The 16073-nt window shown below is 33.0% G+C and carries 15 protein-coding genes; 14 read left to right on the forward strand and 1 reads right to left on the reverse strand.

Going from position 1 to position 16073, the window contains the following annotated elements:
* Nucleotides 1–122 precede the first annotated feature (122 nt).
* The 14 genes from EKM03_RS07730 (at nt 123) to EKM03_RS07795 (ending at nt 13550) form a co-directional block, all read left to right on the forward strand.
* The gene (locus tag EKM03_RS07730; RefSeq protein ID WP_233584075.1) at nt 123–1376 is read left to right on the forward strand and encodes a hypothetical protein; all 1254 of its coding nucleotides are present in this window, start codon (nt 123–125) and stop codon (nt 1374–1376) included.
* A gap of 29 nt (nt 1377–1405) precedes the next feature.
* Nucleotides 1406–2260 carry a hypothetical protein gene (locus EKM03_RS07735; RefSeq protein ID WP_126740125.1) on the forward strand — a complete coding sequence of 285 codons (855 nt, stop codon included), beginning with the start codon at nt 1406–1408 and terminating at the stop codon, nt 2258–2260.
* 267 nt (nt 2261–2527) lie between these two features.
* Nucleotides 2528–2725: a hypothetical protein gene (locus tag EKM03_RS07740; protein WP_126740126.1), complete on the forward strand. Its 198-nt coding sequence runs from the start codon at nt 2528–2530 to the stop codon at nt 2723–2725.
* 52 nt (nt 2726–2777) lie between these two features.
* Entirely contained in the window at nt 2778–3215 is a 438-nt protein-coding gene (locus tag EKM03_RS15095; protein WP_199741558.1) for a hypothetical protein, read from the forward strand.
* 89 nt (nt 3216–3304) lie between these two features.
* Nucleotides 3305–3628: a hypothetical protein gene (locus EKM03_RS07750; protein ID WP_126740127.1), complete on the forward strand. Its 324-nt coding sequence runs from the start codon at nt 3305–3307 to the stop codon at nt 3626–3628.
* A gap of 68 nt (nt 3629–3696) precedes the next feature.
* Nucleotides 3697–4098: a hypothetical protein gene (locus EKM03_RS07755; RefSeq protein ID WP_126740128.1), complete on the forward strand. Its 402-nt coding sequence runs from the start codon at nt 3697–3699 to the stop codon at nt 4096–4098.
* 155 nt (nt 4099–4253) lie between these two features.
* Complete coding sequence (locus tag EKM03_RS07760) at nt 4254–4883, forward strand: RNA polymerase sigma factor (protein WP_126740129.1); 630 nt, start codon at nt 4254–4256, stop codon at nt 4881–4883.
* Nucleotides 4880–6070, forward strand: coding sequence for a hypothetical protein (locus EKM03_RS07765; RefSeq protein WP_126740130.1), 1191 nt, complete (start codon nt 4880–4882; stop codon nt 6068–6070). Before EKM03_RS07760 ends, EKM03_RS07765 begins: the two co-directional genes overlap by 4 nt.
* Nucleotides 6063–7223: a hypothetical protein gene (locus EKM03_RS07770; protein WP_126740131.1), complete on the forward strand. Its 1161-nt coding sequence runs from the start codon at nt 6063–6065 to the stop codon at nt 7221–7223. The genes EKM03_RS07765 and EKM03_RS07770 overlap by 8 nt, the downstream gene beginning before the upstream one ends.
* Nucleotides 7224–7227: 4 nt before the next feature.
* Complete coding sequence (locus tag EKM03_RS07775) at nt 7228–8319, forward strand: YhcG family protein (protein WP_126740132.1); 1092 nt, start codon at nt 7228–7230, stop codon at nt 8317–8319.
* A gap of 19 nt (nt 8320–8338) precedes the next feature.
* A complete protein-coding gene (locus EKM03_RS07780; protein WP_126740133.1) occupies nt 8339–9235 on the forward strand; it encodes an abortive infection system antitoxin AbiGi family protein in 897 nt (298 codons plus the stop codon).
* 93 nt (nt 9236–9328) lie between these two features.
* Nucleotides 9329–12400 carry a CHAT domain-containing protein gene (locus EKM03_RS07785; protein ID WP_126740134.1) on the forward strand — a complete coding sequence of 1024 codons (3072 nt, stop codon included), beginning with the start codon at nt 9329–9331 and terminating at the stop codon, nt 12398–12400.
* Nucleotides 12401–12553: 153 nt separating this feature from the next.
* Nucleotides 12554–12889, forward strand: a complete 336-nt coding sequence (locus EKM03_RS07790) for a hypothetical protein (RefSeq protein ID WP_126740135.1) — start codon at nt 12554–12556, stop codon at nt 12887–12889.
* Nucleotides 12890–13022: 133 nt separating this feature from the next.
* Nucleotides 13023–13550: a hypothetical protein gene (locus tag EKM03_RS07795; RefSeq protein WP_126740136.1), complete on the forward strand. Its 528-nt coding sequence runs from the start codon at nt 13023–13025 to the stop codon at nt 13548–13550.
* 72 nt (nt 13551–13622) lie between these two features.
* Here EKM03_RS07795 and EKM03_RS07800 read toward each other — a convergent pair whose 3' ends face one another.
* A complete protein-coding gene (locus EKM03_RS07800; RefSeq protein WP_126740137.1) occupies nt 13623–15881 on the reverse strand; it encodes an acyl-CoA dehydrogenase in 2259 nt (752 codons plus the stop codon).
* Nucleotides 15882–16073: the final 192 nt, after the last annotated feature.

The following is a 16073-nucleotide window of genomic DNA, read 5'->3' on the forward strand; positions in this document are numbered from 1 at the left end:
AATTTTGCGGACTTGTTTCATAGGCTAAAATTAAGATTATTTCTTAACTTAATGTGATGGCTAAGTTAGCATGTCCAGTTACCTTTTTGTCTTTTCCGTATTAATAAGAAAAAACAAATAGTATGGAACTTACAAACAATCAAATGGAACCAGCAGTTGAAACTGCAAACGACAATCTTCAAGCTCAAATAGATGCTGTTGCCACACAAAAAGTAGAACATGTAAAAAGCTTTAGAGAATATGCTTTTGAAAAAGCAGGGTTGAATCGCGGGGATTATCTTTCCTTGAAGACCCATCTGAAATGGATTAAAGATGGTCACCTTGTAGACGAAACCTATAATGAAAACGAACAGCTTCTCTTGAAACAACAGGTTAAAAATAAAATCACTGCTAAAGAAGATGAAAAAGAAAAATTAGCCGGAGAAAAAAGAAAAGCTGTTGAAGTTATTAAGCCTTCTGTGGAGAAAAAAATTAAGGAGTTGAATGAAGAAATTCAACAAACTAGAATTGACTTGGCAGACAATAAAGTCCAAACCGGTTATCAAGCTGAAAGGTATTGTATGTATGCCGGTTTAACGTTTTTATTGTCTTTTTATCTATTATTTTTCTATGCCTCAGCAATATATGCTTCTTTCTTCAGAAATGCAGGAACCATAATCAAAACAGCTGGCGACGACATTGCCTTGTATCTAGATAGTATTTTTGATGTGAACGGCATTTTTACTGCTTCACCAGCATTGATTATCGTTTATTTAGGTGCTTTTCTTTTTTTTGCAATTGGTCTAATTCCCCATCATATTGAAGGTAAAAATAAAAACCTACTTGTGGGACTTACCATTTTTGGTGCTTTCATAGCTGATTCGCTGATGGCTTACAAAATAGATTTAGGGATTCATGAATTGAAGGTGATGGCCGGTGTTGCAGATGGCGATTGGCATTTTTATTCCAGTATCAACTTTTATATGGTGTTGCTTTTTGGATTTTGTGCCTATTTGGTTTGGGGTTATATGTTTGAAATGATGCTCAAAGAAAAGAATAAGAAAACAGGAGATGTAAGAGCTGCTTTAATAATTAAAGGATTGAAAGAAGAAATTGCAGCCTTGCGAGTGGAATTGCAAGTGTTGGAAACCAAAATTATTGAACTGGAAACGCAAATAAAAAACCTCTTTTCGCAATTGGAGCAATTGAAACAAGATTTAGAAAACCGTATGCTTAATCCTGATGCATTGTCCCAAAACCTAACCAGTTTTTATATGGGGTGGCGTCAATTCTTGAATGGAACCAGCGATTTGAGTGTAGAAAAAGTAAGATGTGAGGAGACTTTCAATGACTTTATGCAATCACAATTTAATCCAGAGATCGCTATTCTTAATTAATTATTTCTAACGTTTTAAAAAATACAATCATGAAAAACTTCCTATATACCCTAAGTCTATCACTAATGACTTCATTTTTATTAACATCCTGTAAAGAAGAAAAAACCAAAGAAAAACCAAAACCATCAAACTACACTGTCATTATAGATTTGAGTGATCGCATTCTCTTACCGGAACAACTGGATAAAGACTTTTATCTGATCGATAAATATTTTAAAATTTTCGAAGAAAACTCAAGACGCAATTTAGTTCTCACTTCAAAAAATCGCTTTTCCGTAAAAATCATTCCTCAAAAAAATAGTCCCTTGAATGTAGAGCATTATGAAGATATGCTGCAACTATATCTTGATGAAACCGATGTGAAAAACAAAAATAAATCGTTATTGACTTTGTCACAATCTTTACCTAAAATCCTTAAAGCGCTTAAAAAAGAAGCCTTATTCGGAAAAGTTTCCAATGCTTATTTTGGGGTAGATATTTGGGCTTATTTACACGATAATGGACTTGAATTAAGCAAAAATGGATATGATAATACTGTTTTGGTACTTACGGACGGTTATTTTGATTTTGAGAGTCAAACACATGTTATCCAGAATAAAAAACAATACACCAGCACTCGTTTTCTAAATGAATTGACGGCAACAGATTGGAAACAAATTTCAGAATTAAAAGAATATGGTTTGTTACCGATAAAATTAGAGAAAAATACGAACTGGATTATAGCCGGATTGTCCGGAAAAAAAGCCAGCGATATTTTGCAAACAGAGAAAATTACTTATTTCTGGAAAAAATGGTTGACACAATCTGGAGTTATAACTTCCCAATTTATATTGAATGGTTCAAAAACGGATATGGGTTCTAACTTATTAGAACAATTACGCTAATACGTTTGCCCAAACAATAAATTTCTGAAACTTGTTTTAGATTATTTTGTTTTTTTTTGAAAAGGCCATCAGCAATGATGGTCTTTTTTACTATTACCAAAGAAATTAGAACTACTATTTAATAAAATTAATTCGTTTTAAATGATTGACAATCATTGTTTTAAAATTTATTTTAAAAAATATTAAAAATACGAGGTTACCTTTTTACTGTTTCTGTATTAATAAGTATAAAACAAATAATCATTCACCATTTAAAATTTACTTATTATGACAAATCTACAGAAAGCAGTCAAAAATTACCCAGTTGGCACTCAATTTTATTCAGCAACAGGAAATCTAAGAATTCCATTGCAAGTACCAACCAATCTTAAATACGGCAAAAATAAAAAAGACATCGTTGCCGGATCCTATGGATTAATCTATGATGCAGAACAAAAAAGTTGGGCTAAAAAAGTAATCAACTAATTCAAAACCAATTTTACAAAACCAAATTCTTAACATTTAAAATTTACCCATTATGAAAAATTTCTTATTCCTTATCGCATTTCTATTCTTTTCAGTAGTCTCTTTTGCCCAAGTTTCTGTCAGAGGTTATTACAGAAGTAATGGCACTTATGTTCAGCCTCATCAAAGAACCGCACCGAATTACACCCGTAATGACAATTATAGTACTGTAGGAAATACAAATCCTTATACGGGGAAAGCAGGAACTCAACCCAGAGATGGGTACACCACAACAAGAACCACTTCTAGCAATTACAGTGCGCCAACTTATAGCAACACCAGCACTTATTCAGTACCTGTTTATAGAAGTACTTATACTCCCACATATACAGCTCCTACAACCACCTATTCCACTCCAAGTTATAGTTCAAGCAACACTATTTATACTGGTCCTAGAGGAGGGCAATATTATATCAACAGCAACGGAAACAAAACTTACGTCAGCAATTAATCAATTCGAAAAACACTCCATTTTTGTCAATCTCTTGTAAATGAAGTCAGGAGGTTGATGCTTTACTAAAAAAACTAAAACCAATTATTATGAAAAAAGTATTTATCCTTATCTTGTTTTTATTTACAACAACATTCACTTTTGCTCAAGATATTTATGTCAAAGGGTATTACAAAAGCAATGGGACTTATGTTCAAGGGCATTATCGAACAGCACCACCAGAAAAACACATTTGTACACTTATCAGTAACACTCAAAACACAAATCCCTATTTAAAAAAGGGAGAAACTCAACGTGGTACTGGATATACTCCCTATGGAACAAGTTCTTCTGCATACGTTACAACATCTAGTAATTCAATGCCAATTTATAGTCCAAAAGACACTATTAAATCAAGTTCTTTTTGCGGATAATATTATATCAAAAACTACTCAAGTAAAAATAATATCAATAATTAATTTTCCTTTTATTACTAATCAATATGAAAAAACTACTCTTTTTATTCAGCCTATTCTTGATGTTATCTTGTTCCAATTCAGACGACAATACCACTTCCTCAAACTCCGATTTTCATCCTCCAGTTTGGATCCAAGGAACCTGGAATCAAGAAGGCTCAAATGGCACTTCGGGAGTTTCATTTAAATTCGCTGCAAATGATTTTTGTATGATTGCTCAAAGTTTTAAACAATGTCAACAAGAATTCGTAAATCAATATAGGCAACATGGTAATGCAGTTACGGTTATAGAAACTATCACAGCTACAAATTACACTGCCGAAATAAAATATTTTGCGGGTCAATCTATAATTTATTCTTTTAGGAAATTATCTAATACTAGTATTGAATGGACTTCAGTTCCGGGTTCTGTTATTATTAAGCAGTAAGTTTTTATACAACATCAATCTCTTGAAATAATTGAAGAGATTGATATTTGGTTCTTGCTCTTTTATTGTGGTTATTCTTTCTGTAATTGAGCCCTAATCTAAAATTTAATTCTTATTTTGTAACGTTTTTAACACGACCTACAAAATTTACATAGATGTCAAAGATTACTACAACGAAGTTTGGACATTTGACGGATAAAGAACTCGTAATTCTTATTCAACAAAACCAAGATTATCTGGGAGAAGTTTACAAAAGATGCAAGCAATATAGCATTTCTTTTATGCGAAAAAAGTCCAATAGTTCTATGAATGATTATGAGTTGGATGATGTTTTTCACGATGCTATTTTGGTTTTATATGAAAAAATCATAAAAGGCAATTTTGAATTAACAGCTTCTTTACAAATCTATTTGAATTCTGTTTGTTATTATCAATTATTGAATAAGATAAATGCAAACAAGAAGGATGCTTCCTATGATGATAATTTTAGTAAAGACGATGATAGTCCAATGAGTTATAATACCAGCATTACAGACACTTTGGATGACATAGAAAACCCAAAAGAATCACAGTTTACAGCTATCGAAAAGGCTTTAGAAATAATGAAGTCGGCTGGAGGTCATTGTTATGAACTGCTTACTTTGTTTTGGTATCATAAAAAATCGATGACAGAATTGACAGCTATATTTGGCTATACGAACGATGTAAATACTAGAGTACAAAAATCAAAGTGCCAAAAGCGATTAGAGAAAGTAGCCTTTAACGAAATGAATAATCAACAATGAAAATAGCGATTGACATAGTACAAAATATAGTCCTTCCAAAACTGGAAAAAGATCCTAACTTTTCTGAAGAGAAAGTTGATGCTGCTTTTTGGGAAAAGTTCGCCACTGATTTATTGCATTTCGAGGAAGATGCCAAACCGCTGTATGCCATCATTTATAGTTTAGAATTAGGCAATCCCGAAAAAATAATTGACAAACTACCCAATATATACTCTCAATTCTTAAAAGAACTGGCCGAAAGTTATGTCTTAAACCAAACTTCCGATGCAATCGATTATTTGTTAAAAACGAATAATAAAGCTTTTTTTAAAGATGTTCGTTTTTTGCAAACAATGCAACAAGCCATCAAAAGTGTCGAGCGGAAGCGCATAAAAGCAGATTTATCCAAAAGCTACGAACGTTTGACTTTTGAACTTTCGGATGCCGATCTTGCCAACGCCACCAAAAAAAAAGGTCGTGAAGATTTGAAAGAAAAAATGAAAGTATGGGACAGGGAATTAGAGGAACAAGAATCCGTTCCTGTAATTCCTATGGTAACTTCTGGAGAAGAAACAAAAAGAGCAGTTGCAAGCAAAGCTATTTCATTGTCTTGGATAAAATACGCTGCCGCTGCTTGTATAACTATCACTGCCGGTGCTTTGTTTTTTAAATATTCTCAAACGGATGCCAATAGATTTTCTCAACCTACAGAAAACACTGTGGTTACTACCGATGACAAAAAGGAAACCACAAAACCACAAAATAAAGCAATTGTTCTGGCAGCAATTGAAACCGTTTCGGAAAAAACAACCGTTCTAGAATTGGAATCAATAGGTTTTTCGGGTGCTAAAAAGCAACAAATCACTATTAATTATAAAGACGCCTCCAAACGTATTGCATCATTGGAAAAATTCATTGACACCAGTAAAACTATTGATTCTAAAATTTTAAGTCAATATAAAGCCGAGTTAGCTTCTTTAAAAACACAAAAGGATAAATATGTGTTTGACGGGAAAGAATTGACCCTGTTTATGAAAAATGACAAATCCGGGTATTCCGTGTTGTTAACTGAAGATCAAATCTATTTCCTTAAGAAAGGAAGTGTTTTTTATCATTTAAAAATATCGAAAGTCATCTTGCCTTTGGAAAAGGTATCGGATGCAACGACAATAGAAACCCTAGAAAAAATAAGTTTTGAAAATGAATAACCCATTATATTATCTATCATGGCAAAAGAAAAACTTGGCTTTTCTTTTGGTGTTTATGCTTGTCTGTTCTTTCTCTACACTGGCACAGCATAATGCCGAAGTCCAAATTAAAGCCGTTTTCAATCAATTGGTTACAGCTTATGGCAGTGCAAAATCGGCTCCGGAATTACAATTTATGAAAGCCAATACAAAGCCAGAAACACCGGCTTTTTATACAAACAAAACAATCAAATTGGATTTACAGTTTTATAAACTTTGCCAAACTTTTGGAAAAGACAGCCTCAATGCCTTGTCGATTGTCCTCAGTCACGAGTTGGCTCATTATTATTACGAACACGATTTTTGTTCTGATTTTGCTTATGCCATTCGAAATAAAAGTGTGCCTTTTTCGAGTGGTTTAAAACTGATAAACAAAAATCAAAAAATAATTTATGAAACCCAAGCCGATGACAAAGGTTTATTTTATGCTGCCATTGCTGGTTACCATCCGTTTGAAATACAACCCAAATTACTGGATGCCATTTATCAATTTTATCAACTAAAAGAGATAAATATTGGTTATCCAACAAAAGCAGAGCGAAAAGCAATTGCCCAAAATGCCTTGGCAAAATCCCAAAAATTATATGTCGTTTTCAAAGAAGCCTTGAAAGCTAAAGAAAATAAGGAATATGACAAAGCTTTGAAATTGTTCGAGGAGGTCAATAGAGATTTTCCATCCAGAGAAAACTATAATAATATTGGCATAATAAAAACACTACAAGCATTAAATTTTAAAGTTTTAGCCAAAGAAGAGTTTGACTATCCCAAACGTTTTTTGTATCCGTTGGAAATAGACAATACCAGCCGATTAAACAAGGACGGCACTCGAGGTAGTAATGATGAAGATCAAGAACAAATGATTGCCTTATTAAAAAGTGCTCAAAAAGACTTTGAAAAAGCCATTAGTTTAGACACGAATTATACAGTAGCTTACATTAACTTGGCTTGCGTATTTGATTTGTTAGACAATCCCGAAGCTGCTATTGGGAAGATTAAAGAATTGTCTTTTGACAAACAAAAAAGTATTGATGCACAACGGATTTTGGCTATTGGGTATCATCATGCTGACAATGAAAAGAAAGCGGAAACCATTTGGAATGAATTGAAAATGTAAAATTATGAACGATTTAGAAAACCCACTTTACAGTAAAGTTGCAGCACTTTTAGAACAAGCCCGAAAGCAAGTGGCAAGTATCGTAAATCTTACAATGGTTCACACCTATTTTGAAATAGGCAAGATGATTGTAGAAGAAGAACAGCAAGGCGAACTTCGAGCAGCATATGGCAAAAAAGTTTTGAAAGAATTGTCATTTCGATTAAAAGAACGTTTTGGAAAAGGATTTTCAGAGCAAAATTTAAGAAATATGCGACAGTTCTTTTTAGTCTATCAAGATCGGGCAGATTCAATTCGCCAGAAGCCTTCTAGCGAATTACAAAGTTTTAATCCACAATTAGTTAAAAAACAACAGAAGCCTTCTGGCAAATCCTCCGCTTTTCAATTAGGCTGGTCGCATTATTTGGTATTGATGCGTATAGAAAACCCACAAGAACGTCATTTTTATGAAATAGAATCAGCACAAACCAATTGGTCAGAACCACAATTAAAAAGACAATACCACTCCAGTCTATACGAGCGATTGGCTTTGAGCCGAGACAAAGATGCTGTTTTGAAACTGGCACAGCAAGGACACACGGTCGAAAAACCGCAAGACATCCTCAAAAACCCATTGACATTAGATTTCTTGGGTTTAGGCGAAAAAATATCCTATTCAGAAACCGATTTAGAACAAGGAATTATATTCAAACTGCAGGAATTTCTGTTGGAATTGGGTAAAGGATTCCTGTTTGAAGCTCGCCAAAAACGATTTACGTTTGACAATGAACATTTTTTTGTGGACTTAGTTTTCTATAACCGATTATTGCAATGCTATGTTTTGATTGACCTAAAAATCGAGAAATTAACCCACCAAGACCTTGGGCAAATGCAAATGTATGTTAATTATTATGATCGTTATGAGAGACAAGAGTTTGAGAAACCCACCATTGGTATTTTGCTTTGCAAAAAGAAAAACAACAACTTAGTAGAACTAACTTTACCCAAAAACGCCAATATTTACGCCACTGAATACAGTTTATACCTGCCCAAAAAAGAATTGTTGCAACAAAAGTTGAACGAATGGGTAGAGGAATTAGAGGAAGAAAATAATTAAAAAAATCAGCAAAAAATATATGGCAACATTAACCTTTTCAGTTAAAAATGATTTATTTCCTAGTAAGGAAATAAATCATATCATAAGATATTGTAGCGAATTGAACCATATTATTGACAATATTAATTTGGGTGGATATTATCCAGCATATTGTAAAGAAAATTTTGACGATAATGACCTGCTAATACCTATGGTTAGCTTTTGCAATATACCCATAAGAGATGTTGAAAATTATATGTATTATGGAAACTATGGAATAGGGTTTACGATGGAATGGGCACTGAAAAATAAACTATCGCCAGTCATGTATGTTCACGAAAACTCAGATTTTCTTGAGTTATCAAAAAGTATAGATAAAGAAATGTTGGAAGTTTTTATGCAATTGTATTTTAAGGAATTTGCGGATAATATTTTAAATCCAAAAGATGACCAACATGATTTCTCTAAATCCTTTTTTGAGATAAGTGTTGTGAAATTAAATCAATTCAATATTAGAATAAAACAATTTACCAAACCATGGAAAAATGAGGTTGAATTTAAAGTGCAATTTAGTGATATTGAATGCCAAAAGATTATTACCAAAACAACAAATAGTTATAACGAAAGAGAATGGAGATATGTGCCAAATATTGAAAATAATGACTTCGATAAGTTTATTAATTGTGAAGAAGACGGTCAAATAAATCCCAAATATACCGAAGTGTCAAACCTTGAAAAGCCACATATAAAAGATACTAAATACAAACTTGCTTTTGATTTAAATGATGTAAAATATATCATTGTAAATAAAACATTTGAAATTAGTACAGTAATAGAAACATTAAAAAGTAAATATAACGAGGCAGACGTTATTCAAAATTTGACTAATGGAAACCTTAACATAATTTCTCGTGAAACTATTCGCAACGATTTTTAAAATTTTAGGGTAATCCTAATACAATTTAGAGTCATAACTTTTACAATTGATTTTATATCAAAATATTAAATTTCTTTGGGTTTACAAAAAATTATGAATCACATTAAACCAAAATATATCTTTTTATTACTACTCATAATTTTGTGTAATAACTTATTTTCACAAATTCAATCAGATAGCTTAAATATCTATATTAACAATGGTAATATAGAAAAGGCAATCAAATATGGAGAAAAGTTAAAACAGTTTAGTGATAAAAGCGATATCTCATATGCATTTTTATTGAATACTTTAGCACCTATTTACGTTAAGCAAGGAAAATATCAAGAAGCTGAAGGTTTATATTTGCAAATATCAAAAATAGTAAAAACAGTTTTAGGGGAAAGCAACCCTGACTATGCAACATCTCTTAATAATTTGGCTGAGATATTTCGTTTAAAAGTCGAATATAGCAAAGCCGAAACTCTATATTTACAATCTTTAGAAATTTATAAAAAAGTATTAGGAGAAAATCATCCTCAATATGCCTTGTCCCTTTATAATTTAGCTTTATTATATAGAGCTCAGGGAGATTACCAAAAAGCGAAGTCTTTAAATTTAGAATCATTAATTATTAGAAAAAAAGTATTAGGAGAAAACCATCCCGATTATGCAACATCTCTTCATAATTTGGCTTCAATATATGTTGATATAGGTGAATATAAAAAAGCAGAAACTCTGCTTTTGCAAACACTATTCATCACAAAAAAAGTATTAGGAGAAAACCATCCCGACTATGCCACATCTCTTAATAATTTGGCTGAAACATATCGTCTTAATGGACAATACAGCAAAGCAGAAACTTTGTATTTACAGTCATCCAAAATAATAAAAACTGTTTTCGGGGAAAATTACCCTAATTATGGAGCTTCTTTAAATAATTTAGCGCTATTATATATAGAAATGAGAAATTACCAAAAGGCAGAGCCTTTATATTTTGAATCACTAGCTGTTAGGAAAAAGGTTTTGGGAGAAAACCATCCAGACTATGGGGCTTCTTTAAATAACTTAGCTGAATTATATAGAATTAAAGGAGAGTTCAGCAAAGCTAAAACTTTGTATTTACGTTCATTAGAAATTTCAAAAAAAGCATTAGGTGAAAACCATCCTCAATATGCCTCGACCCTTAATAATTTAGCTTTATTATATAGAGCGCAGGAAGATTACCAAAAAGCGGAGTCTTTATATTTAGAATCATTATCCATTAGAAAAAAAGTATTTGGCATCCATCCCGACTACGCTTCCTCTCTTGATAATTTAGCTGTGTTGTATGAAGAACAGGGCGATTTAAAAAAAGCGGAGCCTTTATATTTAGAATCATTTGCCATTAGAAAAAAAATATTAGGAGAAAAACATCCTGATTATGCCTTATCTGTTGAAAATTTAGCGCAATTTTATCAGATGACAACTCCGGAAAACAAAGAAAAAGCAGCCTTTTATTTTAAATATTCTTTTTTACCATTTAAAAATCAAATAATTCAGGCTACCAGTTATAAGACTATAAATGAATTAATGGATTTTAGAATTAAATTTTTTAAAGACAGAATACTTCCGCTTTCTTTCTTACAGCGTAATCCGAGGCAATACGAAAACATCAGCATTGGTTGCTATGAAAACGAATTGTTAGTCAAAAACCTGTCTTTGCGCAATCAGCAGCGTATAAAAACCAGTATTGAAAAAAGTGGTGATGCAACTCTTCAGGAAAAATACCAGCAGTTTATTGAAAATAAAAGATACCTTACCAAGCTTGAAGAATTGACCATTGATAAACGCCCAACCAGTTATGAGCAATTAATTACAACCACTGAAACACTCGAAAAAGAATTAGTGCGTCAATCTACTGTTTTTGCTGATGCCAAAAAATCACTTTCTATCAACTGGAAACAAATGCAAGAAAATTTAAAACCCAATGAAATTGCCATTGATTTAGTGGCTTACAACTATTACAACAAAAAATGGACAGATAGTATTGTTTATGCTGCCTTTGTGGTTAAAAAAGGATTTAAAGCACCGAAATACATTCCGTTATTTGAGCAAAAACAATTGGAGTTCTTGCTGACAAAGAGTAAGAATGAAAAGGATAATTACAGGATAGACAAACAATATTCGGATAAAGCCATTAGTGATTTGTTTTTGAAGCCTATGGCTAAAGAACTGGAAAATGTCACTACCATTTATTTATCGCCATCGGGTTTGGGTAACCAAATTGATTTTTCGGCTTTGCCCGTTTCAGAAACACAAACATTGGGAGAAAAATACAAAGTTCACATTTTGGGTTCAACCGCAGAAATAGTAAATTATAAAGTGGCTCATTTAGACCCGAAAACTAATTTGGAACTCGTTTTGTATGGTAACATCGATTATGATAAAAGCGAGGCTACAAACAAAGTTACATCTGATACTTTAGCAACAAATAATTTGGAATTTACTGCATTAACTACAAGAAGTTCTGCTGTTAAAGAATATGGATATTTAGCTGGAAGCAAGGTAGAAGTCAATAAAATCAATGCTTTAGCCCTAAAAAATAATTTTTCATCTACGATAATCGATGACAAAAAAGCCACCGAAGAAAGCATTAAATTATTAGACGGAAGAATAACGCCTTTTGTTTTGCATCTAGCCACTCACGGTTTTTTCTTTCCTGACCCCAAACAGGAACTCCCGAAAGAGGATTTATTGTCAGACAGTAAGTCTAAAATTTTCAAAACGGCTGACGATCCAATGATGCGCTCTGGATTGCTATTTGCAGGGGCAAATACCTATTGGGGTAAACCCACTGAAAATCTAACTACTGATGATGGTATTTTGACTGCTAGTGAAATATCCAACCTGGATTTAAGTGCCTGTCAATTGGTAGTAATGAGCGCCTGTGAAACGGGTTTGGGAGAAATCAATGGTAGCGAAGGTGTTTTTGGTTTACAGCGTGCTTTTAAAATGGCTGGTGTCAAAAATATCATTATGAGTTTGTGGAAAGTTCCGGATGTACAAACTGCCGAACTATTTGATGTTTTTTACATGGAATGTTTTGCCGGTAAAACGATTCATGAGGCGTTTCAAACAGCACAGGCCAAAATGAAAGCGAAGTATTCTCCTTATTATTGGGCTGGGTTTGTTCTTTTAGAATAATTATGTTTTAAAAAACAGGGTTACTCTATTATTGACTTTGAACAAACAAGTCACTATTGATGCCAAAAAAATTGGACATTGCCTATTATCAAGCTAATATGGAGAGAAAAGCGGGGGATATTTGGAGAGAATTGAAAATGTAAAAGAAAAATTATGAATACTATTTATTTAATATGTGGTGTAATTATATTGACATTATTCTATTGTCACCACAAAAGGCGTAGATTAAATAGGGAGCAAATAAATCCTGAAATAGTTAAAGAAGTGAATCCTGAAAATCAAAACCAAATTATTACTGACACAGCTATAGAAATTAAACCCGAAATGGCTACGAAAAATAAATGGCTGTATCCAGCAGACGAGTTTGGGAAAATGGAAAAAGGTGTGGTGTCTGAATCAATAACCTATGTAAATGAACTAAATGAAAATAATAGGAATGATTTAGTTATTCTTACAGAAAAAAAAACCTGTGAAACGGAAGAAGTATAGACGCTAACAAGTATAAAAGCTGTTTTATGATATTGACAAATTTAAAAATTAATATATTTCGGCTTATGCTTATTCTCACAATAAAACGAAAGTGGATACCATTTGGAATAATTTAAAAATTAACAAAACTATTATGAATGAAATACAAAGTTTAAGCCCAAAACGATATGATAATGCAATTAAAAGAGAATATAAAAGAACCGTAAAAGAACTCAAAAAAGATAAAACGGATATAGAAAATGATGCTTTTGAAACAGCTTTGTTCTCAAAAATGATTTATCTAAATTTTCAGCATATGGCTTTGAAAAACGAAATAATAACATTTGACAAGATCGATTTTGAACTAGATATTGATTTTTATGTACATATTACTTTTGGGCATTATTACCAAATACTAAAAAAATCAAAGCGATATAAAGAGAAAGATCATTTCACCGAAAACGATTATTTGGGATGGTGCGAAATACTAATTGATTTGAATTGTATGTTTAATCAAGCTAATTTGAGTTTAGAAAACACCCATAAAATTGACTTTGTAACAAACAACCAGTATTATCGATTGACTTTAGACAAGAAAAAGAAAAAAGCCACTAGTTTGTTTCCATTAAATGAGGATGAAATTGCTGCTATTGATAGTAGTGAAATCCTTTTATTGGGATAGATTATACAAATTGTTCACAAAATAATGGAGTTTTTTAAGTTTAAAGAAAATTACTTTTAAGAGTTTGAATCCTTAGAATGCAATTGGTGCTGCAAGACAACTATCCGGAATGTCAAATGCTTTTACTAATGAGACAGCATCCGGCCTTATTTCCCAGCAAAGCTGATTGACCATCTTGCGTATGGCTTTTGTTTTTATCCCCTCCATGTAGCCATCTTCAAGATACCAGCCTTTATTTTTCTCCATTTGTGAAAGCGCATACAACCGGCATAATTTTGTCACTATTTCCTTGTTTTTCTGATCTTCAATAGCTTGTACTGCTTTTTGAAACTGCTCCAGAACAATTCGCTCCAGATATGCCTGAGCCACATCAATCATGTGGTGCTGCACCACATTAAAGGCATCATAAGGTTCAAGTCCGCCATCAATCAGTTTTTTTAATCGTTTTGCTGCCGATGCCAATATCGTTTTTTCCCTATATTGAAAGGCATCCAGATGAAAGGCATCCTCTAATAAATGATCCTCATCTGTTTTTCGGGTTATAATAGGATTTTTTTTAGCAATAGCAGTTTTAGCAGTCTCAAAAACGTAATTTATTATACCCATAGCATCCATTTCTCCAAATGTCTTGCGGAATTCCGACAACCTGTTTTTAGCAACTAATTGCATTAATACCGTATTATCCCCTTCAAAGGTTGTGTAGATTTCGGTATCATTTTTCAAGGCATCGATCCTGTTTTCTGATAGGTATCCTTTGCCACCGCAGGCTTCACGGCATTCCTGCAAAACAGCAGTAGTACTCCAGGTTGAATACGCTTTCATTCCGGCAGCCAAGGCTTCAATTTCTGGCATTTCAGTTTCTGTTCGTTCTAGGTATCTATTTGTCACGTATTGCAACGCAAAATGAATGGCATACGTTTTTGCCAGCAAAGGCAGTAGCCTGCGTTGGTGTATTCTGTAATTTAAGATTGGAACTTCTGAACCGCCTTCGGGTCCAAATTGCCTGCGTGAGTCGCTATATTGTATTGCTATTGTTAATCCGGATTTGGCTGCCGCCAAAGCAGATCTCGGAATCCCAATTCGGCCGCCAACTAAAGTGCCTAACATCGTAAAAAAACGGCGATTGTCACTTGGAATTGGACTTTCAAATTTTCCTTCATCATTTACCGAAGCAAATCGATCCAACATGTTTTCTTTTGGAATAACGACATTTTCAAAACGAATGGTACCGTTATCAACGCCATTAAGTCCCATTTTATGTCCGCAATCACTAATAGTAATGCCTTTCAGGATTGTACTATTAGTATCCCGTATTGGAACAATAAAGGCATTTACGCCGTAATCCATTTCATCAATAATCAATTTAGCAAATACCGTAGCCATTTGACCGTGTACTGCCGCATTGCCAATGTATTCTTTCTGCGCCTTTTCATGTGGTGTATGAATGATAAACGTTTGGTTGTCGTGGTTATAAGTAGCAGTTGTTTCTAATCCTTTTACATTTGAACCGTGATTGGTTTCGGTCATGGCAAAACAGCCGGGCAACTTTAGCGAACCAATATCTTTTAAGTATTTGCTGTAATGTTTTTCGGTACCTAGTGATTGTATGCTCATTCCCCAAAGCCCGAATTGCACTCCAAATTTAATAACCAGGCTTAAATCATGGTAGCTTAATGTTTCCATTATAGCAAAATAATCGGCACTATTTTCACCGCCGCCGTATTTTTTAGGATACGCCATATTTCCCAGATTTTCTTTTGCAAGAATTGTGCACCAATCGTACACTTTTTCACGATAAACCGCTATATCAGTCGAAGTTTCATAGGCAAAATCCGGTCGACTGATGACCGTTTTTACTTTTTTAATAATAGCAGCCTGTTTGCCATCCAGAATCTGAGTTAGTTTTTCTATGTCGAATGTGTTGCTCGTATGATAATTTGAAGTAACGGTTTTTGCCGTTTTTTTTAAATTTGAAACGGCTTCTTCACCTAAAATTCCCAAATCGTTTTCCAGTTTCATAAAATCAGTCGCAAGATCTTTGATAACAGAATTTTTTTCTGCAAGTACCATTGAAACATCAAATATAGATTTCAGCAAAGGATTCTGATCAATAGCAGTATCTATTTCAAATTTCCACTCCGCAAGTTCTATTCTTGAAGGAGGTGCTGAAACCGTTACTTTTGAAAGTAGATATTCCTGCTCTTTTCTGGAAATCCATTGTTGTGAGCGTATGAACTCTTGCAAAGTAACAAACTCTTTTTGAGTTAAAAGATCGTCTGACCAAGCAAGGTAAAATAAAGGAATAAAGGCTTTGAGTTTTGAATTTTCCATAGCACACTTTAATTAAAATAATATTTTCAGTTGGGTTAAGATAGAAAAAATTAATGAATAAAATGACGTAACAACGGGATACTTCTGTATTTAGAGCGGAAAATAACTCTCAAAAAGTATCAAAAAAATTAGAAAATACTGCAATTGGTTTTTCTTTAAGATTCAATAACTTTTATCAAATGAGAAGTATTA

Source organism: Flavobacterium sp. GSP6 (genome assembly GCF_003984855.1).
Lineage (GTDB): Bacteria > Bacteroidota > Bacteroidia > Flavobacteriales > Flavobacteriaceae > Flavobacterium.